We start from the raw sequence: 22,919 nt of genomic DNA, 5'->3' as shown, positions 1-22,919 counted from the left end.
GAGGCCATGATCGAAAAACGCCCCATCGCCAATCTCATCGGCCACTTCGTGCTGGTCCTCGGGATCATCGTCGTCGCCTTTCCGATCTACTACACCTTCATCGCCTCGACGATGACCTCGGAGGCCATCATCCGGCCACCCATGTCGCTGTTGCCGGGTGGCCACCTGGTCGAGAACTATTCCGACGCCATGGCCGGCGGCGTCGAGCGGGTCGTCGGCGTCAGCCTGGAGCGGCTGCTGCTCAATTCCTTCGTCGTGGCCATCGCCATCGCGGTGGGCAAGATCGTCATCTCGTTCCTGTCCGCCTTCGCCATCGTCTTCTTCCGCTTTCCGCTGCGAATGGTGTTCTTCTGGATGATCTTCGTCACCCTGATGCTGCCGGTCGAGGTGCGCATCCTGCCGACCTACAAGGTGATCGTCGATCTCGGCCTGATCGACACCTATGCCGGGCTGACGCTGCCGCTGATGGCGTCGGCCACGGCGACCTTCCTGTTCCGGCAGTTCTTCCTCACCATTCCCGGCGAACTGGTCGAGGCGGCGCGCATCGACAATGCCGGGCCGTTCCGCTTCATGCGCGATATCCTGCTGCCGCTCTCCAGCACCAATATCGCGGCGCTCTTCGTGATCCTCTTCATCTACGGCTGGACGCAGTATCTCTGGCCGCTTCTCGTTACCAACGACGCGAAGATGAACACGATCATCATCGGGCTGCGCCGCATGGTGGACTTCACGGATGCCTCCACGCCGTGGAACTACGTCATGGTGACGGCGATCCTCGCCATCATTCCGCCTATCCTCGTCGTCGTGCTGATGCAGCGATGGTTCGTCAAAGGTCTCGTGGAGACGGAGAAGTAATGGCCAGGATTGTACTCAACGATGTCCGCAAGACCTATGGAACGGTGGAAGCGATCAAGGGCGTCTCGCTCGACATCGCGGATGGTGAGCTGATCGTGCTGGTCGGTCCGTCCGGCTGCGGAAAGTCGACGCTGCTGCGCATGATCGCCGGGCTCGAAGGCATTACCGGCGGCACGATCTCGATCGGCGACCGGGTCGTCAACGATCTGGAACCATCGGAGCGCGACATCGCCATGGTCTTCCAGAACTACGCGCTCTATCCGCATATGACGGTGCGCCAGAACCTCGCCTACGGCCTGAAGAACCGCAACACGCCGAAACCGGAGATCGACCGGCGGATCGCCGCGGCGGCCAAGGCGCTGGAGATCGAGCCGTTCCTTGAGCGCAAGCCCCGGCAATTGTCCGGCGGCCAGCGCCAGCGCGTCGCCATGGGCCGCGCCATCGTGCGCGAGCCGGCAGCCTACCTGTTCGACGAGCCGCTCTCCAACCTCGATGCCAAGCTGCGGGTGCAGATGCGGGTCGAGATCAAGCGGCTGCAACGGTCCCTCGCGACGACCAGCGTCTATGTCACCCATGACCAGATGGAGGCGATGACGCTTGCCGACCGGCTCGTCGTGCTGAACGGCGGGCATATCGAGCAGGTCGGCACGCCGATCGAACTCTACGAGAAGCCGGCGACGACATTCGTCGCCACCTTCATCGGTTCACCGTCGATGAACCTGCTTGCCACGCCGGCGCCGGGCGCCGGATGGGTGCTTTCCGGCGCGACACACCTGCCGGCCGGCGTCGCCACCCTCGGCATCCGGCCGGAGGACCTGCACCTGGCGGAGGAGGGGCGCGACGATGCCTTCCGCGCCGATGTCAAGGTTGCCGCCGTCGAGCTTGTCGGCGCGGAGAGCTACGTGCACGGCACGCTGCCGGATGGCACCCCGATCGTCTTCCGCGTCGCCGGCCGCTCGCGCATCGCCATGGATGACACCATGACCATCGGGGCTGCGGCATCGGGCCTGCATTTCTTCAACAAAGAGGGTGCGCGGCTCGCATAGGGCTTCCCGTCACGCCGAAAAGGGCGTCACCGCAGGATAAGGCGCTCCATGAGGGCTTTAAGGTCCCTCGCCACGGCAAAGCTGTCGTCCTGGTGCTGGCGCCTGCAGAAGAGCTCGCAGCTCCACCAGCCGGTATAACCGGTGGACTTGACGGCATCGACCCAGCTTTGGAGGTCGAGCACGCCTTGGCCGGTCGGCACGTCCCGGAGGACGGGTTCGTTCGGTATGCCGCCGGCATAGGGCAGGGAATCGCAAAGATGCACGCCGTAGATCAGCGCCTTGTCGAGCCGGGCGATGCGTTCCGGTGTGTCGCCGCTGGTATAGGAATGCCAGAAATCGATGACGATGCGCACATTGTCCCGCTTGCAGCGGTCGATCACCTGCAACTGGGCATCCATCGTATTGAGCGGCGTCCAGGACAGCGCTTCGAGATAGACGAGCAGGCCATGCGATGCGGCGATGTCCGCGACGGCCTGGAGATTGGCGGCGGTGAGGTCCAGCTGGGCGTCCGTCGGCAGGTCGACGAGGCCGCGGTAGAGATGGGGATACCGCTGTGCGGCACCCGCCTCGAAGACCCGGATATCCAGCGGGCCGGTGATGGCCTCGATGCCCCTGGCCCCGGCTGCCGAGGCCAGTGCGCAGAGCTCTTCGGCCTCCCGCAGCATCTGCCGGCGGCCGTCGCCCTGCCGCTCGAGGTCGATCAGGAAGCCGATGCCGGGCAGGGCGAGGCCGTCGAGCCGCGCCTTCAGCTCGGATGTGGAGAAGCCGGCTTCGAGGAAGGCGGCGATCTTCGGGCCGGAGGTTTCGAGGCCGTCGAAGCCGAGGCTGCGCGTGATCGCGATGTCGATCGCCAGCGTGTTCGGCCGGGATGCCATGGAATGGTAGATGAGCTGGTTTTCTGTCCGGGTCATGGATGCGAGCCTCCTGCGCTCGTCTTTGCGTCAACGGTCCCGATGGAAACGGGCCGTTTGTTCCGGGCCGCGCGGATGGCTTCCGCGGCGCGCAGCGCGATGACATTGTCCTCGCCGAGCGACATCCATGTCGCCGGCTTGCGGGGCAAGGCCAGGAAGGCTTCGATCGTCGTGACATGCGGGTCGCGCTCGCGCACCGGGATGAGCTCGTTCCGCCCGTTCAGCCGCCGGACCAGCGTGCCGGCGCCTTTTCCGCTGAGCGTTCCATGGGCGGTCAGCGTGCCGCGGTCGCCGGCGAGCATGACGATGCTTTCGAACTCCGCTGTCGTGAAACTCTCGTAGGATTGAAGGACGGCGCCGCCCGACAGGCCCAGCGCATAGGACTGCTGGTCGGTCTCGCCCTGCGCCGGGGAGGCCGAAAGGGCGGAGACGGCGACAGGCTCCTGGCCGGTGAGGAAACGCGCAAGGTCGATGCTGTCGATGGAGGCTTCGAAGAGCGCATCGCCACGGTCCACCGCCTCGTCGACATGGCGGTTGGGCGGCGGCTGAAAGGGCGCGCCGCGCGCGATGAGGAGCGATTGCAGCGTGCCGATTTCCCCTTCCAGCAGCAGCCGGCGCATGGTCTGGTGGGGCGAAAGGGTGCGGAAGGGCTGGTGGAGCGCCAGGGTGATGCCCGCCGTCCGGCATGTCTCGACGAGGCTTGCCGCCAGGCGGCTGCTGCCGGCGATCGGGCCGTCGCACAGGACGTGTTTGCGCTCATCCGCCGCTGCCAGGATGTAATGCTTGCGCCGGCCGCGGACGGCGCTGACATAGGCGAAGCCGATGCGCGGATCCTGCAGCGCGCGCCGGGCATCGAGGGCGACGCCGGGGATGTGCATGTCCTGCGAGAAATGCGCCGCATATTGCCGGTTGCGGCTGACGACCCACAGGGGTTCCTGTCCGGCCGAGCGGATCGCCGCAACCATGTGCTCCGTTGTTATGGTTCCGGTCCCCATGACGGACCATCCGACCGCTTCACTGGACTGCACCACGGATCCTCCCTTTCATCCTGCGGAGCTTGACCGCTCGACCCCGGTGCCACAATTGCGCAGGCGATTGATGTCTTTAGCGATATGAAGTAGAACTAGCGTCATAATGCGTCAGGTAGGGCGCTGGCGGGGGTGGGAATGGATCAGCTGGGACGAGACGGGGCCGCCTTGGCGGCGAACCTCAGGACGCTCTGCGAGCAGCACGGTTCGGTCGCGGCCGTCTGCCGCAAGATCAACGTCAACCGGCAGCAGTTCAACAAGTACCTGTCGGGCGCCCATGTGCCCTCGCCGGCCAATCTCAGGATCATCGCGAACTATTTCGGCCTCAGCGTCCCCATGCTCTTTGCCGATCCGGAGGAGTTCCGCACGCTGGTGGAGGGCAACTTCTTCCACGCGATGGCGACCGCCCGGCAGCTGCCGGAATTCTCGCGCTTCGTCTCGGACATGATCGTCGAGAACAATGCCGATCACAACGACATCGTCGGGGTCTACGACCGCTACCAGTTCTCCTCGATCTACAAGGGTTTCGTGCTGCGGTCGGCCTTCTGCATCTACCGCAACAGGGAATTCCTCCAGCACTATTATGTCGAGCGCTTCCCGAGTTTCGACGACCCGAAGAAGACGGAATATGTCTTCAAATATTACGGCTTCTGCTTCCCCGTCGCCGACCGTCTCTTCACGGCGGATTTCGAGGGCATCCAGTCGAACGAGATGACCTTCGGCGTCTATGCGCAGGTCAAGCGCAATGCCAAGCGCTTCATGTTCGGCATTTCGAGCGGCATCGCCGCGACCGTCTTCCGCCAGCCCTATTCCACGAAGGTCGCGCTGCACTACCGGGGGCCTGGCCTGTTGCGCCGCGAGCATCTCAAGGAGCTGACGGTGATGGACCGCAACGATCCCAGCATTCCGCGCGAGGCGTTGCAGTATCTCGGCGACGGCTCCGACATGATCCAGATGAGCTGAGACGGCTCGGTCAGGGGTGCAGTTCGACGGCGAGCCAGACGCTGTCGCTGTCCGCATAGTAGCGATGCCAGGGATAGGTCCACTGGTTCTCGCCCGTCACCCGGCAAAAGGGATCGTGCGAATAGCCGATCGGCATCACCACGTCCTCGTAGAGGGTCGCCGCGTCGCGGGCCTTGAATTTCTGCATGCGGCCGAGCCCGTGGATCTGCGTGTGCGTTTCCAGGAACGGGTGCTCGTTGTGGATGAAGCAATCCGTGTCGCCCGGCGACCACCAGAGATTGAGCTTCAGCGTGAAGACCTGCGGCGCCTCGGCCGCCGCGCGCTCATTGGTGAAGACGCGCGGATCGAGCGTGACGGTGCCGATCTCGTCCTGCGCCGAGATATAGAGCGGCGTGTCGCGCGGAAAGCTGCGGATGCGGTTGCCCAGCCAGTCCCAGCCGCGGAACATGCAGCCGCCGAGATTGGTCGGGTTGACGACCTTGATGAGCGCCGCCCGCTCCGCCGAGCGGATGCGGCCACCCTTCAGCCAGGTCGATTTCCATGCCGGCACGATGGCGGGGTGCTCGTCGCCCGTCACCATCGGGGTGGGACTGATATTGACAACGATGGCGTCCGCCACGTCATGGTCGACCACGTTCTCGACCAGCTTTGCCGAAATGAAGTCGTCTGCGAAAGCCAGGTCTCTGCTCAGGTTCTGCACGGCGATGCCTCTTTTGTCTGTCCGTGTCCTGAGAAAGCCATAGCGCGTGTCGCGATAGAAGTGCGCGGCGGAATTAATTTGTTCGCGTGATGACGCGATACCAGCTTCACTTTGCGAAAGATGGCTTCCTTTGCGGGCATCCGCTCTGTCCGATCAGGACGCATGGGGACCATTAGAAATTGTCCAAGCCAGCGGCGGTGTAGCGGGCGAGACTGGAAACTATGACGCAGAACTGCTTTTGGAGTGCGTCATCTCGCGTCAGTGTTTCGATGGCTGCGAACTTGCGGCGGCGCTCCGCTCGGCCGAAGAATAAGCCCATCGCCGGAAGGCTCCCCTTCCTGCTCACGAGACAACGATATTTCAGAGGGTCGATCACATGAAACTGACAGGTGGCCAAGTCGTCGCGAAAGCGTTGAAGGAATACGGCGTCGAATATGTGGCGGGCGTGCCCGGTCATGGCATCTGGTCGCTGTTCGACGCCTTCCTGCAGGAAGGCTCGGAGATCCCCTTCATCCAGGTGATGCACGAGCAGAGCGCGGTTCACATGGCGGACGGCTATTATCGCGCCTCCGGCAAGCCGATGGCCTGCTCCACCTCGGTCGGCCCGGGCGCGGCCAACACAATCATCGGCCTTGCGACCGCCTATTGCGATTCCACCTCGCTCTTCTACGTCTCCGGTTCGCCCCAGACCTACATGCACGGCCACGGCACCATGCAGGAGCTGGAGCGCCAGCAGGACAACGCCTTCCCGCGCATCACCGAGCAGGTGACCAAGCGCGCCTGGCAGGCCAATTCGGTGCAGGTCCTCCCAAGCATCATGCACCGCGCCTTCAGCGAACTCATGACGGGCCGCCCGGGTCCGGTCCATGTCGAAGTTCCGATGGACGTCCAGGTCGAGGCGGCGGATGTCACCATCCATCCGCTCGGCAAGCGCCTGCCGGTCGGCGTCGCCTATCCGGATCCGAAGGCCGTCGAGGCGGCGCTGAAGGTGCTTCTTGCCGCCGAACGTCCGGTCATCGTCGCCGGCGGCGGCGCCATCACGGCGAACGCCTCGGCCGAACTGACGCGCCTTGCCGAAAAGCTCGGCGCGGCCGTCTCCATCACCTGGAACGGCAAGGGTGCGATTTCGGAAGATCACGCGCTGTTCATCGGCGCTGTCGGCCAGACAGGCACGACCTGCGGCAACAAGATCACCGCCTCGGCCGACGTCGTCGTCTCGGTCGGCTGCCGCTTCACGGACTGGTCGGCCTCGTCCTATGCCAAGGGCGTCTCCTTCTCGATCCCCTCGGCCAAGCTGATCCATATCGACCTCGACCCGCGCGAGATCGGCAAGAACTACGAGACCGAGGTCGGCATCGTCGCCGACGCCAAGGTGACGCTGGAGGCGATCCTGTCGCTCATCTCCGATGCGGACGCGCAGAAGATGCAGGCACGCCGCGAGACCTTCCTCGCCGACGTGCAGAAGGCCAAGGCCGACTGGCGCGCCCAGGTCGAGCCGCGCGAGAACAGCCGCGAGACGCCCTTCACCTCGCAGCGCCCGCTGGTGGCACTGCGCAAGGTCCTGGACCGCAACGGCATCGTCGTCGTCGGTTCCGGCAATACGCAGGGTTCGGTGAAGCAGAGCTTCCCGGTATACGAGCCGCGCACGCACCTCACCTCCGGTTCCTATTCGCCGATGGGCTGGGCGGTGCCGGCGGCGATGGGCGCCAAGCTTGCCTGCCCGGATCGGCAGGTCGTCGCCATCGTCGGCGACGGGGACTTCATGATGTCGCTGCCGGAAATGGGCACGGCGGTCATGAACGGCATCAATGTCGTGTTCCTCGTCCTGAACAACCAGGGCTACATGTCGATCCGCGGCGGGCAGCGCAAGTTCATGGGCCGCCACATCGCCTCCGAGTTCAACCATCACGCCGGCAATGGCGCGCCCTATTCGGCAGATATCGCCGCTTCCGCTAGGGCCTTCGGCCTCCAGGCCTGGAAGGTCGAGAAGGATGAGGACCTTGAAAGCAGCCTGAAGGCGGCGCTCGACTGCGGCGGCCCGGCCCTCGTCGAAGTCATCGTCTCGCGGGATGCCGCCGGCCCGTTCGCCACCGGCTGGTGGGATTTCCCGTCGCCGGCCTATTACGAGAAGGAGCAGGCCGCCTACGCGGACATGCGCGCCCTCGAACAGCACCTCTAAAATCCCGGCGGGGAGGCATCCGCCTCCCTTGTCCCCCCAAGACGATTGACAACGCGGCGCTGACGGCGGCCGTGAACGAAGAGACTTGTCATGATACGCCACATCAAAACAGCCAAGGCCTCCATCGAGCAGGGCGGCACCGACAGCGCGGTCACCAGGACGGTCGAGGCCCTTCTCGCGAAGGTCCGGGACGGCGGAGACAAGGCGGTTCGCGCGCTCTCGGTCCAGTTCGACGGGTTCGACCGGGAAACCTACCGCCTGACGAAGGAAGAGATCGCGCACTGCGTCAATTCGCTTGCGCCGCGGGAGCGGGAGGACCTGGATTTCGCCCAGGACCAGATCCGCCGGTTCGCCGAAGCGCAGAAGGCGGCATTGAAGGATATCGAGGTCGAGACGCTGGCGGGCGTCGTGCTCGGCCACAAGAACGTGCCGATCCAGAATGTCGGATGTTACGTGCCGGGCGGCAAATATCCGCTGCTCGCCTCCGCCCACATGACGGTGCTGACGGCGCGCGTCGCCGGCTGCGAGCGCATCATTACCTGCGCCCCGCCGTTCCAGGGCAGGATCGCGGAAAAGATCGTGGCGGCACAGGCGCTTGCCGGCGCGGACGAGATCTATTGCCTCGGCGGCGTGCAGGCCATTGCCGCCATGGCTTATGGCACCGAGACGATCGAGCCGGTCGACATGCTCGCCGGCCCCGGCAATGCCTATGTGGCGGAAGCCAAGCGCCTGCTCTTCGGCCATGTCGGCATCGACCTTTTCGCCGGCCCGACGGAAACGCTTGTCATCGCTGACGACAGCGTCGACGGCGAACTGGTGGCGACCGACCTCCTCGGCCAGGCCGAGCACGGGGTGAATTCGCCCGCGATCCTCATCACCAATTCGGAAAAGCTGGCGCGCGACACGCTGGCGGAGATCGAGCGCCTTCTGCAGATCCTGCCGACGGCGGCCGTCGCCGGCAAGGCCTGGGAGGATTTCGGCGAGATCATCCTGTGCGACACCGTCGATGAAATGGTGGCGGAAGGCGACCGCGTCGCCTCCGAACATGTGCAGGTCATGACCCGTGACCCGGACTACTTCCTCGAAAAGATGAAGAACTACGGCGCGCTTTTCCTCGGCGCCCGCACCAATGTCGCCTTCGGCGACAAGGTGATCGGCACGAACCACACCCTGCCGACCAACAAGGCCGCCCGCTATACCGGCGGCCTCTGGGTCGGGAAGTTCCTGAAGACCTGCACCTACCAGAAGGTCCTGACCGACGAGGCCTCGGCCCTGATCGGCGCCTACAGCTCGCGGCTCTGCCTGATGGAAGGTTTTTCCGGCCATGCCGAGCAGGCCAATATCCGTGTCCGCCGATATGGCGGCCGGAACGTCGGCTACGCGATGCCCGCAGACCCCGTTTAACAACCGCGCACAGAGTCCGTCAGGGGCCGCGCCCAAAACCCAACCAGAGAGGATGAAACCATGTCCAGATTTATCGCCACAGCGCTTGCGGCGACCATGCTCGTGCCCGTCGCAGCCTACGCGGAAGGCCAGATCGAAGTGCTGCACCACTGGGTCTCGCAGAGCGAGGTCGACGCGCTCAACGTCATCCGCAAGAAACTCGAGGCCAAGGGCTTCGAGTGGAAGGATTCGGCGGTCGGCGGCATGAGCGGCGCCAATGCCCAGCAGGCGCTGCGCTCGCGCCTGACGGCGGGCAACCCGCCCGGCGCCATGCAGTTCCTCGGCTGGGAAGGCGTGCAATGGGCGGAACAGGGCGTCGTGCGCGACCTGAACGACCTCGCCACCGCCGGCGGCTGGCGTGAGGCGCTGGCCCCGCAGCTTCTGCCCTTCGTGACCTCGGGCGAGGCCTTCATCGCCGCGCCGATCAACATGCACCGCCAGAACTGGGTCTGGGCCAACAGGAAGCTCTTCGACGACGCCGGCGTTGCCGTTCCCAAGACCTGGGCGGAACTGATCGAGACCGGCAAGACGCTCAAGGAGAAGGGCATCGTCCCGGTCGCGATGGGCGACGAGCCCTGGCAGATCGGCATCATCTTCGACGCGCTGCTCTCCGACATCAACGGACCGGAATTCTATCAGAAGACCGCGATCGATCTCGACCCCGAGGCGCTCGGCAGCCCTGAAATGGTGAAGGTGTTCGATATGCTGCGCGAGGTCCGCGGCCTCGTCGACGACAATTTCGTCGGCCGCGACTGGGCTGTCGCCACCGGCATGGTCATCAATGGCGAGGCCGCCATGCAGTTCATGGGCGACTGGGCGAAGGGCGAATTCCTTGCCAAGGGCCTGAAGCCCAACCAGGACTTCTACTGCTTCGCGACGCCGGGTGAGGTCAACGCCTTCCAGTATCTCATCGACAGCTTCGGCATGTTCACCGTCAGCGACGAGACCGTGCAGAAGGCCCAGGTCGCATTGGCCGAGACCATCATGGACCCGAAGGTCCAGAAGGGCTTCAACCTCATCAAGGGCTCGATCCCGGCCCGCAACGACGTGCCGGTCGACGATTTCGACGATTGCGCCAAGCTCGGCTACCAGGAGCGCGCGGCGGCGATCGAGAAGGGCAGCATGCAGGGCGCCATCACCCATGGCTTTGCCGCAAAGCCGGAATTCGCCTCCGTCTTCAGCGATGTGGCCGCGCAGTTCTTCGTCGGCAAGATGAGCTCCGAGGACGCCGTCAAGATGCTGGTCTCCGGCATCGACAACGCCCGGTAACCCGCATCCCCATCGGAGGAGCCGGCGTGGCCGGCTCCTCCCACAGTCCTTGCCATCGGAGCTGACCCATGAGCGCCTCTACGCGCATGTCATCGCGATTGGCAGGCTGGCTGCCGCGCATCGTCGTCGCTCCCAGCCTGCTCGTCGTCATCGTCACGGTCTACCTGTTCATTCTCTGGACAGGCGTGATTTCCGTCACCTCGTCGAAATTCGTGCCGACCTACGATTTCGTCGGCCTCGAGCAATATGTCCGCCTGTGGGCGACGCCCCGCTGGCACACCGCCGTCGCCAATCTCTTCATCTTCTCCGCGCTGTTCCTTGCGCTTTCCACGGGCCTCGGGCTGCTCATGGCCATCCTGCTCGACCAGAACATCCGGGCGGAAGGCGCGCTCCGTGCGATCTACCTCTACCCGATGGCGCTCTCCTTCATCGTGACGGGGACGGCCTGGAAGTGGATCATGAATCCGGGTCTCGGCGTGCAGAAGGTCGTCAACGATCTCGGCTGGACCGACTTCCGCTTCGACTGGATCACCAGCCCCGACATGGCGATCTACACCGTCGTCGTCGCCGGCGTGTGGCAGTCCTCCGGCTTCGCCATGGCGATCTTCCTCGCGGGCCTGCGCGGCATCGACAATTCCGTCATCAAGGCAGCGCAGATCGAAGGGGCCTCGCTTCCGCTGATCTACCGGCAGATCATCATCCCGATGCTGCGCCCCGCCATGCTGAGCGTCATCGTCCTCTTGAGCTACATCGCCATCAAGAGCTTCGACCTGGTTCTGGCGCTGACGAATGGCGGCCCCGGCACGGCGACCGAGCTGCCGTCGACCTTCATGTTCTCCGCCACCTTCCGCCGCAACCAGATGGGTGTCGGCGCGGCAAGTGCCGTGATGATGCTGATGACCGTCGCGGCCATCATCGTCCCCTACCTCTATTCCGAACTGCGGAGTGAGAACAATGGCTGAAGCCCTTTCCCAATCCGGCAAGGCGCGGCTCGGCCGTCTCTTCGTCTACGGCTGCCTCGTCGTCGTCGCGCTCCTCTACCTCATGCCCCTCTGGGTCATGGTCGTGACGTCCCTGAAACCCCTCGACGAGATCTATGGCGGCTCGTTCATCGGCGTGCCCAAGGTGGTGACGCTCGATGCCTGGCGCGCGGCGTGGTCCGAGGCCTGCATCGGCACGGAATGCACCGGCCTGAAACCCTATTTCGTCAACTCGCTGCTGATGGTGATCCCGGCGGTGGCGCTCTCGACCGGCATCGGCGCGATCAATGGCTACATCCTCACGAAATGGAGGTTTCCCGGCGCGAATTTCGTCTTCGGCCTCCTGCTGTTCGGCTGCTTCCTGCCCTACCAGGCGATCCTTATCCCCATGGCCCGCACGCTCGGCCTTCTGGGGCTTGCCGGTTCCATTCCCGGCCTCGTCGCCGTGCATGCCTCCTATGGCATCTGCTTCACGACGCTGTTCTTCCGCAATTACTTCGTGTCGCTGCCGGATGAGCTGACCAAGGCGGCGATGGTCGATGGCGCGGGCTTCTTCCGCATCTTCTGGAGCGTCATCCTGCCGACCTCCATCCCGATCATCGTCGTCTCCTGCATCTGGCAATTCACGCAGATCTGGAACGATTTCCTGTTCGGCGTCTCGTTCACGTCCGGCTCCAGCAGTCCCATCACGGTGGCGCTCAACAACATCGTCAACGTGACCACCGGCCGCAAGCAGTACAATGTCGACATGGCCGCCGCCATGATCGCCGCCATCCCAACCCTGGTCGTCTACATCGTCGCGGGCCGCTATTTCGTCCGCGGGCTGACGGCCGGCGCCGTGAAAGGCTGAAGCCATGTCCACTCTCGAAATCGATCGCGTCCGCAAGGCCTATGGCCATCTCGAGGTCCTGAAGGAGGTGTCGATCTCCATCGGAACCGGCGACTTCCTCGTGCTGCTCGGCCCCTCCGGCTGCGGCAAGTCCACGCTGCTCAACATGATCGCCGGGCTGGAGACCATTACCGGCGGCGAGATCCGCATCGCCGGGAAGACCGTCAACGACCTCTCGCCGAAGGACCGGGACATCGCCATGGTGTTCCAGTCCTATGCGCTCTATCCGACGATGACCGTGCGGCAGAACATCGAATTCGGCATGAAGATCCGCCGGATCGCCCAGGCCGACCGCAACAGGGCCGTGAAGACCGCGTCGGATCTCCTGCAGATCACCCACCTTCTCGACCGCAAGCCCTCGCAGCTTTCCGGCGGCCAGCGCCAGCGCGTCGCCATGGGGCGGGCGATCGTGCGCGAGCCGAAACTCTTCCTGTTCGACGAGCCGCTGTCGAACCTCGACGCGAAACTACGCGTCGACATGCGCACCGAGATCAAGCGTCTGCATGCCCGCCTCGGCACAACGATCGTCTATGTCACGCATGACCAGATCGAGGCGATGACGCTCGCGACCCGCGTCGCCGTGATGAAGGACGGCGTGGTGCAGCAGCTCGACGAGCCGCAGGCCGTCTACGACCGGCCGGCCAATGTCTATGTCGCGCGCTTCGTCGGTTCGCCGGCCATGAACATCGTGCCGGCGGTTCTGGAGGCCGAGGGGTCAACGGCGGCGGCCGTCATCGACATCGCCCGGCGGCCGGCGGCGCGCGTCGCGGGCATTTCCCTCTCCGCGGAGGCGCTTCGCCGCTATGCGGGCCGAAAGGTGCTGGTCGGCATTCGCCCGGAGAATTTCTCGATCGCCACGACGAGTGCCGCACCCGCGCTGACCGTCGATTTCGACGTCGTCGAGCCGACAGGGCCGGATACGCTCGCCGTCTTCCAGCTCGGCGGCGTCGAGGTGACCGCCCGCCTTCCGCCGCGCCAGGCCCATGCGGGCCGGGAGGCCGCGCTGGCGGTCGATACGTCCAAGATCGTGCTCTTCGACAGCGAAACCGAAACGCGCATCGACTGAAAGACTTCTCATGACCGAGACGGCAGACATCGTCATCATCGGCTCCGGCGTCGGCGGAGCCTCCCTGGCGCACAGCCTAGCGCCTTCGGGCCTCAAGATCGTCATTCTCGAACGGGGCGTGCATCTGAAGGACAGTCCAGAGGCGCGAGACGATGTCGCCATCTTCCAGAAGGGCTTCTACCGGTCCTCGGAGGAATGGCTGGGAACGGACGGCGAGAGCTTCCTGCCGGGCAACTACTATTATGTCGGCGGCAATTCGAAGTTCTTCGGCGCGGTCATGTACCGGTACCGCCGCGAGGATTTTGCGCCGCGGCCGCATATGGACGGCGCGTCTCCCGGCTGGCCGATGTCCTACGAGGACCTGTCGCCCTGGTATGACGCGGCCGAGCACATTTTCAGGGTGCGCGGCTCGACCACGGACGATCCGACGGAGCCGCGGCATGAAAGACCCTATTCCTACCCGCCGGTTCCCGACGAGCCGGCGATCGCCGCCGTGCGCCGCCGGCTGGAGAAGGCGGGCATCCATCCGGCCTCCCTTCCGCTGTCGATCGATCTCGACGCCTGGCTGAAACGGGCGCCGACGGGGTGGGATGCGTTTCCGAACACCGGAACGGGAAAGATCGATGCGGAGGTAGGGCCGCTTGCCAGCGCGCTTGCCCATCCCAATGTCAGCCTCGTGACCGGTGCCAGCGTCATGCGCCTCGAAACGGACGGGACCGGGCGCCGCGTCACCGCGGCCGTCTACAGGAAGGACGGCGTGGAGCATCGCATTTCCGCCGGCCGCTTCGCCGTTGCCGCCGGCGCGGTCCAGTCCGCTGCGCTTCTCCTGCGCTCGGCCAATGGGGTCCATCCGGCCGGTCTCGGCAACAGTTCGGACCAGCTCGGGCGCAATTTCATGAACCACAACACGACGGCGATGCTGACGGTCCGTCCCTTCGCCGCCAACAGCTGCGTCTACCAGAAGACCATCGCCTTCAACGATTTCTACAACGAGGACAACGAGTACGGTTTCCCGCTCGGCAATGTCCAGCTCCTCGGCCACATCACCGGCAATATCCTCAAGGCCAACCTGCCGATGCCGGCGCCGGCCTGGTTTGCAAGGCTGGTGGCGCGTCATGCCTATGGCTGGTTCCTGACGAGCGAGGACCTGCCCAATCCGGAAAGCCGGGTCATGGTGCGCGACGATCGCATCGTCATGCACTGGATCCGCTCCAACATGCGGGCGCATGAGGCGCTGATCGCGAAAACCCGCGCCGTCATGCGCAAGGCGGGGTTCCCGATCGTGCTGACGCACACCTTCGGCCGCAAGACGACATCGCATCAATGCGGCACGGCGCGCATGGGGCATGATCCGCAAAGTTCGGTCGTCGATCTCGATTGCCGCAGCCACGATGTCGAGAACCTCTACATCACGGATGCCTCCGTGTTGCCGACCTCGGCCGCCGTCAATCCGGCACTCACCATCGCTGCCCTCGCCATCAAGGCCGGCAGCGCCATTGGAAAGGGAAAGTGATGGCACTTCGCGACATGGGATCGGCCCGTTTCGGGATTTTTCCCCGGCATCCGGACGAGGTCGACACGTTCGACTATATCGTGGTCGGCGGCGGCTCGACGGGCTGCGTGGTGGCCGCGCGTCTCTCGGAGGATCCCGCCGTGCGCGTTCTCCTCATCGAGGAGGGGCCGCGCGACCTCAGCCCCTACATCCACATTCCCGGCGCCTACTACAAGACCGCGCAGGGCGATCTCCTGAAGCGCATCCCCTGGGAGCCGATGGCCGAGCAGGAGCGGACGGAAACGCCGACCATGGTGCAGGCCCGGGTGCTTGGCGGCGGCAGCTCGGTCAATGCGATGATCTATATCCGCGGCGTGCCCGACGACTACGAGCAATGGGCGCGCCTCGGCGCGGAGGGCTGGGGCTATGCCGATGTCCTGCCGTATTTCAAGCGCGCCGAGGACAACAACCGCTTCTGCAACGAGGCCCATGGCGTCGGCGGACCGCTCGGCGTCTCCGATATCGATTACATCCATCCGCTGACCCGCGCCTGGCTGCAGGCCTGCCAGCAGGCGGGGCTGCCCTACAATCCGGACTTCAATTCCGGCGATCCGGCGGGCTGCGGGCTCTACCAGGTCACGGCGCGCAATGGCCGCCGCAGCTCGGCCGCCGTCGCCTATCTGGGCCCGGCCCGCAAGCGCGGCAACCTGCACATCGAGACGGGAACGACGGTCACCCGTATCCTCATCGAGAAGGGCAGGGCGGTCGGTGTCGAATGCGCCAGGGGCAAACGCAAGGTCGTCTACCGCGCCGATCAGGAAGTGGTCGTCTCCACAGGGGCGATCGCGACGCCGAAGCTGTTGATGCTGTCGGGCATCGGCCCGGCGGGTGAGATCGAACGGCACGGCATCAACGTCCATGCCGACCTGCCGGGCGTCGGCCAGAACCTCCAGGACCATATCGAGATCTCGCTGGTCTACCAGCTGAATGGCCCGCACAGCTACGACAAGTACAAGAAGCTGCACTGGAAGGCCCTTGCCGGCCTGAACTACGCGCTCTTTCGTAACGGTCCCGCTTCGTCCAACCTCATCGAGGGCGGTGCGTTCTGGTGGGGCAACAGGAGCGAGGCGACGCCCGACATCCAGTATTTCATGGTGGTCGGCGCCGGCATTGAGGAGGGCGTCGATGCCGTGCCGGGCGGCAATGGCTGCACGGTCAATCTGGGGCAGATCCGGCCGCGCTCGCGAGGGGAGGTCACGCTTCAGAGTGCCGATCCGGCGGCAAATCCGCGCGTGGCGCCGCGCTATTTCTCCGATCCCTACGATCTCGAAGCCATCACCGACGGCACGATGGCGGCCCTCGACATCATGGCGCAGCCGGCCATCGCGAAATTCGTGACGGCGCGCCATACGCCGGTGCCATCCCTCAGGACCCGCGAGGAGATCCGTGCCTTCTGCGTCAAGGACGCCCATGCGGCCCTGCACCCCGCCGGGACCTGCCGGATGGGCGAGGACGACCGGGCCGTGGTCGATCCGAAGCTGCGCGTGCACGGCATCGAGCGGCTTCGTGTTGCCGATGCCTCGGTCATGCCGACGCTGATCTCCGGCAATCCGAATTCTGTCTGCATCATGATCGGCGAACGCGCTGCCGATTTTTTGCGTCAATAGGTTCTGCTTTTTATTGCATATATTTGCATGTTTGTGCATGATTGGAATCAATGCATGCACAAAAAGGCAAGTGAAATGAATCCAAGCATTGTGGTCTTCGATATCGGCGGCGTGCTGATCGACTGGAATCCCGCCTATCTTTATCGCCAGATCCTGCCGGACGAGGCGGCGGTTTCGGCCTTCCTGGCGGAGGTCTGCACTCCGGCGTGGAACGAGGCGTTCGATGCCGGGCGGCCGTTTGCCGAGGGCATAGCCGAACTCGTGCAGTGCCATCCTGAACGGGCCGATCTGATCGAGGCCTACTGGCTGCGCTGGCACGAGATGCTGGGCGGCGAGGTGCCGGGGACCGCCGGCATTCTGGGACGGCTGAAGGCGGACGGCGTTCCCGTGCACGCGATCTCGAACTGGTCGGCGGAGACCTTCCCGCGGGCGCAGGCGATCTTTCCCTTCCTCGATGCGTTCGATGTGCTCGTCGTCTCCGGACGGGAGAAGCTCATAAAGCCGCATGCGCCCATCTTCGAGCGCTATCTGGAGCGGGCGGGCGTGCGCGCCGAGCAATGCATCTTCATCGACGACAATCCGGCGAACATTGCCGCGGCAGCGGCGCTTGGCTTCCACACCGAGCACTTCAGCACGGCCGAGGCGCTTGAGGCCCGCCTGACGGCCCTCGGCCTGCTTGTGCCCCAGGCGGAGACGGCGGGATGACCGCGGACAGGAAGGAACTGGCGGCGCTTTCTCCGGAGGAGCGGCAGGCCGTCATTCTCGAAAAGGTCAATGCGGCCGGCCGGGTCCTTGCGGCCGGGCTGGCGCAGGAGTTCGGCGTGTCGGAGGATTCGATCCGCCGCGACCTGCGCGACCTTTCGGATGCGGGGCTGGTGCAGCGCTTTCACGGCGGCGCGGCGCGGCTCGTCACGCCGGCTCTCGATTTCCACCGGCGCGAGACGCTGCACGCGGAGGAAAAGCAGTCGATCGGCCGCGCCGCGGCCGCGACGATACCCGACGGGGCGACGCTGCTGGTGGATTCGAGCACGACGGTCGTCCGTTTCGTGCGCTCGCTCTCGCCGGCGCTGTCCCTGCGCATCATCACGACCGCGGTCGACGTCGCCGCTGCCGCGCTCGATCATCCGCTCGCCGAGGTGGTCATGCTCGGCGGCCGCCTGGGCCGGCTGACGCGCAGCGCGACCGGCGCCGGCGCGATCGACGCGATCCGGGCGCTGCGGGTCGACTATTGTGTTCTCGGCACCTGCGGCGTCGATCACGGCCTGACGCTCCGCGCGGACGATTTCGAGGACGCCCACCTGAAGTCGGCGATGATCCGGGCCGCGAACAAGACCCTGCTCCTGGCGACGGCGGATAAGCTCGGCCAGGCGGCGACCTATGAAGTGGCGCCCGTCTCGGCGGTATCGGCGCTTTTCACCAGCAGCCGGGATACCGCCATCCTAAAGGCCATCCGCGAGGCCGGCGTCGATGTCGAGACAGTCTGACGGTTTACGGAGATGACCATGCGCTTTTCACCGGATGAGGACGCCCGGGCGATCCTTCTGCCCGCCTTCGATACGCTCGACATCATGGATGTCATGGCGCCCTTCCTGGAAAAGGGCGGCTGTTCCGTCCTGATCGGCGAGACGCGGGCGGAATATGTCGCGCGGCGCATGTCGGCCGAGCGGCTGGCGCGCGAGACGCCGGATAGCTTCCGCGCCGCCGTCGCGCGGCTGAAGGCCGTAACTCCCGGCTTGATCGTTGCCGTGGACCAGGAACTGGGCGGCATCCAGCGGCTGCAGGGGCTGGTTCCGCCGCTTCCCTCGCTCGACGAAGCGCATGCGCTTGGCGACGCGGCGCTCGCCGAACGGTGCAGGGCAACGGCCGCCGCCTCCCGCACGCTCGGGGTTTCGATGTTCCTGGCGCCCATCGCCGATGTCCTCGACGGGCAGAACGCCTGGCTGCGCGGCCGCACGATGGGCAGCTATCCGCAGGCCGTTGCCCGGCTGGTGTCGGCCTTCGTGAAAGGCGTCCAGAGCGCTGGCATCACCGCGGTGACGAAGCATTTCCCCGGGTTCAATGCCCTGGACGGCGACCCGGCGCTCGTGGATGTCTCCCTTCACACGCCGCGTGATCGCCTTTTTCACAATGCCCTGCCGTTCACGGCCGCCATCGAAGCCGGGACGCGGGCGATCATGACGGGGCCGGCACCCGTCGCCGCGCTCGACAGGCAGAATGCCGCCAGCACCGCGCCGGCGGTCATGGCGATGCTGCGCAACGACTTCGGGTTCAAGGGCCTGATCGTCAGCGACGATCTCGACGCTCCCGCCACGATGCGTGGCCGCTCCCTCCTCGAAACCGCGATCGCCTCCGTCGGTGCGGGGGCGGACCTGCTGCTCGTGGGCGGCGGGCCGCACCTTGATGCGCTGTGCGACGGCATTGCCGATGCTGCCGGTTCCGGGCGCCTCGCGCCGGATCGCGTGGCGGAGGCGGCAGCCCGTGTGCGGCAGAACGCAGCGGGCGGTTGAGCGCATTCGCGCAACGTACGGTACAGGTGGTTTTGTTGAAATGGCGGGCAATTCAATCGCAGTGAAAGCGCCTTCGGGGTCGAGCCGGCTGCATTGCAGCCTGTTCTTCCTTGCGGCCGGCATCGGCATTGGCGCGTGGGCGTCCAGCCTTCCGCTGCTTGCCGCCGGCGTCGGGCTCGACAAGGGGCAGCTCGGGCTGGTCCTCTTGTGCTTCGCCTTCGGCGCCATCGTGCTGATGATCGCTATCGGCCGCTATATCGACCGGGTGATCAGCAGCCGGATACTGAGCCTGTGCGGCAGCCTGCTGTTCGGCGCCTCCTTCCTCGTCATTCCGTTGATCGACAGTCCCATCGCTCTCGGCGCAGTCGTCTTTGTCACCGGGGCGGCTTTCGGAACGCTCGACGTGGCGATGAACACGGAAGCATCCCGGGCGGAGCGGGAGACCGGGCGTCACATGATGTCGTCGTTCCACGCCCTTTTCAGCATCGGCAATCTTGCGGGCGCCTTCCTGGTGGGGCAGCTGATCGGCCATGGCGGCAACCTGCAGGTCTGCCTCGGGGCTGCCGGCCTTCTCGTCATGCTCCTCGCCCTGTCCGCCCGGATGACGGCGAGGAAAGCCGCCCATGCTGTCCCGGGCCTCTCTTCGGAAGCTCTGCCGACAAGGTACGCCTCGCTCGACGCCGCGCAGCGACCCCTCATCCTGCTTCTCGGCGCCATCGCGTTCCTGGCGCTGCTTGCGGAAGGCGGCATGATGGACTGGACCGCGATCTACATGATCGACATTCTCGGCGCGTCGGACAGCCACGGGGCCTATGCCTTCGCCCTTTTCGCCGCGGCCATGGCGGGCGGCCGCCTTGTCGGGGATGCGGTGACCCGGCGCGTGGGCCATGTGGCCCTGATCAGGACCGGCGGCCTCCTCTGCGCGCTGTCTGTCGCCATTCTGCTGTTTGCCGACAGCGTCGTCCTCTGCCTTGCCGCCCTTGTCCTCTGCGGCTTCGGGGTCGCGAACATGGTGCCGGCCGTGTTCGCGCGTGCCGGCAATGTCGGTGCCGACGCGGCCGGCAGGGCGATCTCCATCGTCACCACCATGGGCTACAGCGGCCTGCTGCTGGGCCCGGCCCTGCTCGGGTTCCTCGCCCAGGCGACGAGCCTTGTCGTCAGCTTCGGCCTGATCACGCTGGCGTTCCTCGTCATCGCGGCGGTGACGATCCGGCTGGATGCCTGGCTGAAGCAGCATGCGGCCTGCTGAAGCCCATGGCGGCGTGTCCATCCGGTAGTGACGCTCTGCACGGGAGGGAACCAAAACCGTTTCCGCGAATTTCCGCGCAGGATGCGTGATATCACCAGACGAGGCGGCAGAGAGTGCGAAACGACAGTTCCCCGGTGCGCGTTGCAAACATCAGCGCGCCGTCCCCCATCATCCGGCCTGGCGTGAATGCCTGGCGGGTGGGAAGGGCCGACCGGTTGAAGGTTCTCGTCGATGGCGACGCCTACTTCCGGCTGCTGGAAGGTATCCTGCGGCAGGCGCGGAAGGAGGTCTGGATCGTCGGCTGGGACTTCAATCCGGATATCCCGATCCGGCCCGACGAGCCGCAATCACCGAGCCTCGGCACCTTCCTGCGCGATCTGGTTACGGAGCGTCCGGACCTCACCATCCGCGTGCTGGTCTGGGCCATGGGGCCTATCTATTCCGGCAAGTCGCTGAAGATGTTCCGCAAGCGCCGCTGGTCCTCCCATCCGCGCATCCGGCTCGCCTTCGACAACCGCCATCCGGTCCGCGGTTCCCATCACCAGAAATTCGTGGTGGTGGACGACCGCGTCGCCTTCGTCGGCGGCATCGACCTCACCGCCAAGCGCTGGGACACGAACGAGCACCGTATCGACGATCCCCGCCGGATCATGCCCTCGGGCGAACCCTACGAGCCGGTGCATGACATGCAGGTGGCGCTTGAGGGGGATGTGGCGCGGCTCGCCGGCGATATCGCGCGCCGGCGCTGGCTGTTCGCCACCGACGAGGCGGTGCCGCCCAACAGGGCTGCGGCTGAAGTCTCGCTCGATGGCCTTGCGCCCGACATGGCCGGGGTGGACGTCGCCTTCGCCCGTACGGAGCCGGCGATCCGCGGGCGGGAGGCCTCTACGGAGGCGATGGACCTGACCGTGGCCGCCCTCAGGGCCGCGCGGCGGCACATCTATATCGAAAGCCAGTACTTCGCCTCGAAGAGGATTTGCGACGTGCTGTGTGAAAAGCTCGCCGAACCGGACGGGCCGGAGGTCGTCGTGATCTCGACGCTGAGTTCCCACGGCACCATTGAGCGCCTCGTGCTCGGCGCCAATCGCGACCGGTTGATCCGCCGCCTCGGCCGGTGCGACAGGCACGGCCGCATGCGTGCCTTCTATCCGGTCGTGCCGAGGCCCGGCGGCATGGAGCAGGAGATCGTCGTCCACTCCAAGCTCGTCATCGTGGACGATGTCTTCCTGCGCATCGGCTCCTCGAACCTCAACCAGCGCAGCGAAGGGCTGGACACAGAGCTCGACGTCGCGATCGAGGCACGCACACAAGGAGAGCGCAAGGCCATCGTCGGCTTGCGCGACCGGTTGCTGGCCGAGCACCTCGATGCCGACCCGGCGCTGTTCGGAGCGGTGGTGGATGCGGAGGGATTTCTGGGCAGGACCATCGACGCCTTCAACACGCGCGGGCGCGGGCTGCGGCCGTTCCGGGATGCCGGGGGCAGGGGTGCCATCGAGCCGGTCGCCGGCACCGGGCTCGTCGATCCGGTCGCGCCGTGGTGGCCGCTTCCTGCCTGGCGGGATGCGGCCCGGGCATTCCTTGGCCGTCAGTTCGGGTTTTCACGCAGGCCCGCATCGCCGTTCGATCCCAGCAAGGCCTCGCTGGCGAGCAGCGAGACCAGCCCCAGCGGCAGCGGGATGAAGAAATAGACGACACGAAAGGCGATCAGCGCGCCGATCGATGCAGACCCTCCCAAAAGAAAGGCGATCGTCGCCTCCAGCACGCCAAGCCCTCCCGGCACATGGCTGATGAGTGCCGTCAGGTTGCCGACCACATAGGCGGCCGTCGTTTCCATGTAGCCCGCCTTGCCGCCCAGCAACTGGTGCAGGCAGGCGGCCACGCAGGCGAAGTTCAAGGTCCCGACCAGGATCTGCGAGCCGGCGAGGCGCGCCGTCGGCAAGGCGAAGCGCCAGCCTTTCACCTTCAGCTCGCCGCGCACGAAGACGGCAAGCGCAAGATAGGTCGCACCGAGCACAAGGCAGGCGATACCGAGGGTAACGGATGCGGCCGTGCCGAGCCCCGCGATCCTGCCGGCGGTGCCGGGAAGCAGGATAAGACAAAGCCCGGCCAGCGTGACGAGGCCGAGGCCGACCGTCACGCCGCAGAAGACGATCAGCTTGGCGATCTCCTCCCCGTCGAGGCCCCAGCGGGAATAGAAACGGTAGCGCACCGCGCCACTGGAGAGCGCGGCGACACCGACATTATGGCCGATGGCGAGGCTGGTGAACGAGGCGAGCGCCGCGCGCGGATAGGAGAGCGGCTTGCCGACATAGTGCAGCGCCAGGAAGTCGAAGAGCGTCAGGCAGAGATAGGAGCAGGCCGCGAAAACGAGTGCCAGGCCGAAGCTTGCCGCGGGAATGGCGGCGACGGAACCTGAAATATCCTGCCATGAATATTGGCTCAGCGTCCGGTAGATCAGCCAGCCGGCGAGAAGGACCGCGACGGCGACAAGGGCATGCAGGATGTGGGTTCGGTTCATGCGTTCCTCGCTTCTTCGAGGCGGAACGGAAACGGCACCTCTCATGTTCCCGAGGCACTGGAGGCAACGAGGGGACGATATCAGGGCGGCTGCGGATCGCGACCCACACAGCCGCTCTCCACGGGGGCTGGACATCGAACGGCCGAGACGGCGGAAA

20 protein-coding genes are annotated in these 22,919 nt (G+C 65.5%); 16 read left to right on the top strand and 4 right to left on the bottom strand.

Annotated features, from left to right (window positions below; all coding sequences use genetic code 11):
- Positions 1 to 6 precede the first annotated feature (6 nt).
- Complete coding sequence (gene ugpE, locus AABF56_RS30200) at positions 7 to 855, top strand: sn-glycerol-3-phosphate ABC transporter permease UgpE (protein WP_272808716.1); 849 nt, start codon at positions 7 to 9, stop codon at positions 853 to 855.
- Positions 855 to 1,901, top strand: coding sequence for a sn-glycerol-3-phosphate import ATP-binding protein UgpC (locus tag AABF56_RS30195; RefSeq protein ID WP_272808717.1), 1,047 nt, complete (start codon positions 855 to 857; stop codon positions 1,899 to 1,901). Before ugpE ends, AABF56_RS30195 begins: the two co-directional genes overlap by 1 nt.
- A 26-nt stretch (positions 1,902 to 1,927) precedes the next feature.
- Here the strand turns inward: AABF56_RS30195 and AABF56_RS30190 are convergent, their stop codons facing one another.
- Both AABF56_RS30190 and AABF56_RS30185 read right to left on the bottom strand, forming a co-directional pair.
- Positions 1,928 to 2,812: a sugar phosphate isomerase/epimerase family protein gene (locus tag AABF56_RS30190; protein WP_272808718.1), complete on the bottom strand. Its 885-nt coding sequence runs from the start codon at positions 2,810 to 2,812 to the stop codon at positions 1,928 to 1,930.
- Entirely contained in the window at positions 2,809 to 3,840 is a 1,032-nt protein-coding gene (locus tag AABF56_RS30185; protein ID WP_272808719.1) for a Gfo/Idh/MocA family protein, read from the bottom strand. Before AABF56_RS30185 ends, AABF56_RS30190 begins: the two co-directional genes overlap by 4 nt.
- A 138-nt stretch (positions 3,841 to 3,978) precedes the next feature.
- On the opposite strand from AABF56_RS30185, the gene AABF56_RS30180 reads away from it, so the two are divergent.
- Positions 3,979 to 4,803, top strand: coding sequence for a helix-turn-helix domain-containing protein (locus AABF56_RS30180; protein WP_272808720.1), 825 nt, complete (start codon positions 3,979 to 3,981; stop codon positions 4,801 to 4,803).
- A gap of 10 nt (positions 4,804 to 4,813) precedes the next feature.
- Here the strand turns inward: AABF56_RS30180 and AABF56_RS30175 are convergent, their stop codons facing one another.
- A complete protein-coding gene (locus AABF56_RS30175; protein ID WP_244768770.1) occupies positions 4,814 to 5,503 on the bottom strand; it encodes a hypothetical protein in 690 nt (229 codons plus the stop codon).
- A gap of 376 nt (positions 5,504 to 5,879) precedes the next feature.
- Between AABF56_RS30175 and AABF56_RS30170 the strand changes: the two genes are divergently transcribed.
- From AABF56_RS30170 to AABF56_RS30110, 13 genes are all read left to right on the top strand, one after another.
- Positions 5,880 to 7,682, top strand: coding sequence for a thiamine pyrophosphate-binding protein (locus tag AABF56_RS30170; RefSeq protein ID WP_272808721.1), 1,803 nt, complete (start codon positions 5,880 to 5,882; stop codon positions 7,680 to 7,682).
- 90 nt (positions 7,683 to 7,772) lie between these two features.
- Positions 7,773 to 9,086 carry a histidinol dehydrogenase gene (gene hisD, locus AABF56_RS30165; RefSeq protein ID WP_272808722.1) on the top strand — a complete coding sequence of 438 codons (1,314 nt, stop codon included), beginning with the start codon at positions 7,773 to 7,775 and terminating at the stop codon, positions 9,084 to 9,086.
- A 60-nt stretch (positions 9,087 to 9,146) separates the two neighbouring features.
- The gene (locus AABF56_RS30160; protein WP_272808723.1) at positions 9,147 to 10,394 is read left to right on the top strand and encodes an ABC transporter substrate-binding protein; all 1,248 of its coding nucleotides are present in this window, start codon (positions 9,147 to 9,149) and stop codon (positions 10,392 to 10,394) included.
- 68 nt (positions 10,395 to 10,462) lie between these two features.
- The gene (locus AABF56_RS30155; RefSeq protein ID WP_272808724.1) at positions 10,463 to 11,356 is read left to right on the top strand and encodes a carbohydrate ABC transporter permease; all 894 of its coding nucleotides are present in this window, start codon (positions 10,463 to 10,465) and stop codon (positions 11,354 to 11,356) included.
- Entirely contained in the window at positions 11,349 to 12,224 is an 876-nt protein-coding gene (locus tag AABF56_RS30150) for a carbohydrate ABC transporter permease (protein WP_133035013.1), read from the top strand. The genes AABF56_RS30155 and AABF56_RS30150 overlap by 8 nt, the downstream gene beginning before the upstream one ends.
- A 4-nt stretch (positions 12,225 to 12,228) precedes the next feature.
- Positions 12,229 to 13,329 (top strand): ABC transporter ATP-binding protein, encoded by a 1,101-nt coding sequence (locus AABF56_RS30145; RefSeq protein ID WP_272808725.1) that lies wholly within the window; start codon positions 12,229 to 12,231, stop codon positions 13,327 to 13,329.
- Between the two features lie 10 nt (positions 13,330 to 13,339).
- Positions 13,340 to 14,842 (top strand): GMC oxidoreductase, encoded by a 1,503-nt coding sequence (locus tag AABF56_RS30140; RefSeq protein WP_272808726.1) that lies wholly within the window; start codon positions 13,340 to 13,342, stop codon positions 14,840 to 14,842.
- 14 nt (positions 14,843 to 14,856) lie between these two features.
- Positions 14,857 to 16,488 (top strand): GMC family oxidoreductase, encoded by a 1,632-nt coding sequence (locus AABF56_RS30135; RefSeq protein ID WP_272808775.1) that lies wholly within the window; start codon positions 14,857 to 14,859, stop codon positions 16,486 to 16,488.
- Positions 16,489 to 16,563: 75 nt separating this feature from the next.
- A complete protein-coding gene (locus tag AABF56_RS30130; protein ID WP_272808727.1) occupies positions 16,564 to 17,193 on the top strand; it encodes an HAD family hydrolase in 630 nt (209 codons plus the stop codon).
- Positions 17,190 to 17,972 carry a DeoR/GlpR family DNA-binding transcription regulator gene (locus AABF56_RS30125; RefSeq protein ID WP_272808728.1) on the top strand — a complete coding sequence of 261 codons (783 nt, stop codon included), beginning with the start codon at positions 17,190 to 17,192 and terminating at the stop codon, positions 17,970 to 17,972. Before AABF56_RS30130 ends, AABF56_RS30125 begins: the two co-directional genes overlap by 4 nt.
- 18 nt (positions 17,973 to 17,990) lie before the next feature.
- On the top strand, positions 17,991 to 18,995 hold the full coding sequence (locus AABF56_RS30120; protein WP_272808729.1) for a glycoside hydrolase family 3 N-terminal domain-containing protein: 1,005 nt from the start codon (positions 17,991 to 17,993) through the stop codon (positions 18,993 to 18,995).
- A gap of 61 nt (positions 18,996 to 19,056) precedes the next feature.
- Positions 19,057 to 20,244, top strand: a complete 1,188-nt coding sequence (locus tag AABF56_RS30115) for an MFS transporter (protein WP_272808730.1) — start codon at positions 19,057 to 19,059, stop codon at positions 20,242 to 20,244.
- A 134-nt stretch (positions 20,245 to 20,378) separates the two neighbouring features.
- Complete coding sequence (locus tag AABF56_RS30110) at positions 20,379 to 21,932, top strand: phospholipase D-like domain-containing protein (RefSeq protein ID WP_338341928.1); 1,554 nt, start codon at positions 20,379 to 20,381, stop codon at positions 21,930 to 21,932.
- On the opposite strand, the gene AABF56_RS30105 is transcribed toward AABF56_RS30110, so the two are convergent.
- Positions 21,830 to 22,762, bottom strand: coding sequence for a lysylphosphatidylglycerol synthase domain-containing protein (locus AABF56_RS30105; protein WP_272808732.1), 933 nt, complete (start codon positions 22,760 to 22,762; stop codon positions 21,830 to 21,832). The genes AABF56_RS30110 and AABF56_RS30105 overlap by 103 nt on opposite strands.
- Positions 22,763 to 22,919 lie beyond the last annotated feature (157 nt).

This window comes from Shinella sp. WSC3-e (assembly GCF_945994535.1).
Classification (GTDB): domain Bacteria; phylum Pseudomonadota; class Alphaproteobacteria; order Rhizobiales; family Rhizobiaceae; genus Shinella; species Shinella yambaruensis.
Note: the sequence above shows the minus strand (reverse complement) of the source record. Positions and strands in the feature narration are given on the sequence as shown.

Coding starts and splice junctions, on each gene's coding strand:
- ugpE (WP_272808716.1), top strand. CDS start 7: ATGATCGAAAAACGCCCCATCGCCAATCTCATCGGCCACTTCGTGCTG.
- AABF56_RS30195 (WP_272808717.1), top strand. CDS start 855: ATGGCCAGGATTGTACTCAACGATGTCCGCAAGACCTATGGAACGGTG.
- AABF56_RS30190 (WP_272808718.1), bottom strand. CDS start 2,812: ATGACCCGGACAGAAAACCAGCTCATCTACCATTCCATGGCATCCCGG.
- AABF56_RS30180 (WP_272808720.1), top strand. CDS start 3,979: ATGGATCAGCTGGGACGAGACGGGGCCGCCTTGGCGGCGAACCTCAGG.
- AABF56_RS30170 (WP_272808721.1), top strand. CDS start 5,880: ATGAAACTGACAGGTGGCCAAGTCGTCGCGAAAGCGTTGAAGGAATAC.
- hisD (WP_272808722.1), top strand. CDS start 7,773: ATGATACGCCACATCAAAACAGCCAAGGCCTCCATCGAGCAGGGCGGC.
- AABF56_RS30160 (WP_272808723.1), top strand. CDS start 9,147: ATGTCCAGATTTATCGCCACAGCGCTTGCGGCGACCATGCTCGTGCCC.
- AABF56_RS30155 (WP_272808724.1), top strand. CDS start 10,463: ATGAGCGCCTCTACGCGCATGTCATCGCGATTGGCAGGCTGGCTGCCG.
- AABF56_RS30150 (WP_133035013.1), top strand. CDS start 11,349: ATGGCTGAAGCCCTTTCCCAATCCGGCAAGGCGCGGCTCGGCCGTCTC.
- AABF56_RS30145 (WP_272808725.1), top strand. CDS start 12,229: ATGTCCACTCTCGAAATCGATCGCGTCCGCAAGGCCTATGGCCATCTC.
- AABF56_RS30140 (WP_272808726.1), top strand. CDS start 13,340: ATGACCGAGACGGCAGACATCGTCATCATCGGCTCCGGCGTCGGCGGA.
- AABF56_RS30135 (WP_272808775.1), top strand. CDS start 14,857: ATGGGATCGGCCCGTTTCGGGATTTTTCCCCGGCATCCGGACGAGGTC.
- AABF56_RS30130 (WP_272808727.1), top strand. CDS start 16,564: ATGAATCCAAGCATTGTGGTCTTCGATATCGGCGGCGTGCTGATCGAC.
- AABF56_RS30125 (WP_272808728.1), top strand. CDS start 17,190: ATGACCGCGGACAGGAAGGAACTGGCGGCGCTTTCTCCGGAGGAGCGG.
- AABF56_RS30120 (WP_272808729.1), top strand. CDS start 17,991: ATGCGCTTTTCACCGGATGAGGACGCCCGGGCGATCCTTCTGCCCGCC.
- AABF56_RS30105 (WP_272808732.1), bottom strand. CDS start 22,762: ATGAACCGAACCCACATCCTGCATGCCCTTGTCGCCGTCGCGGTCCTT.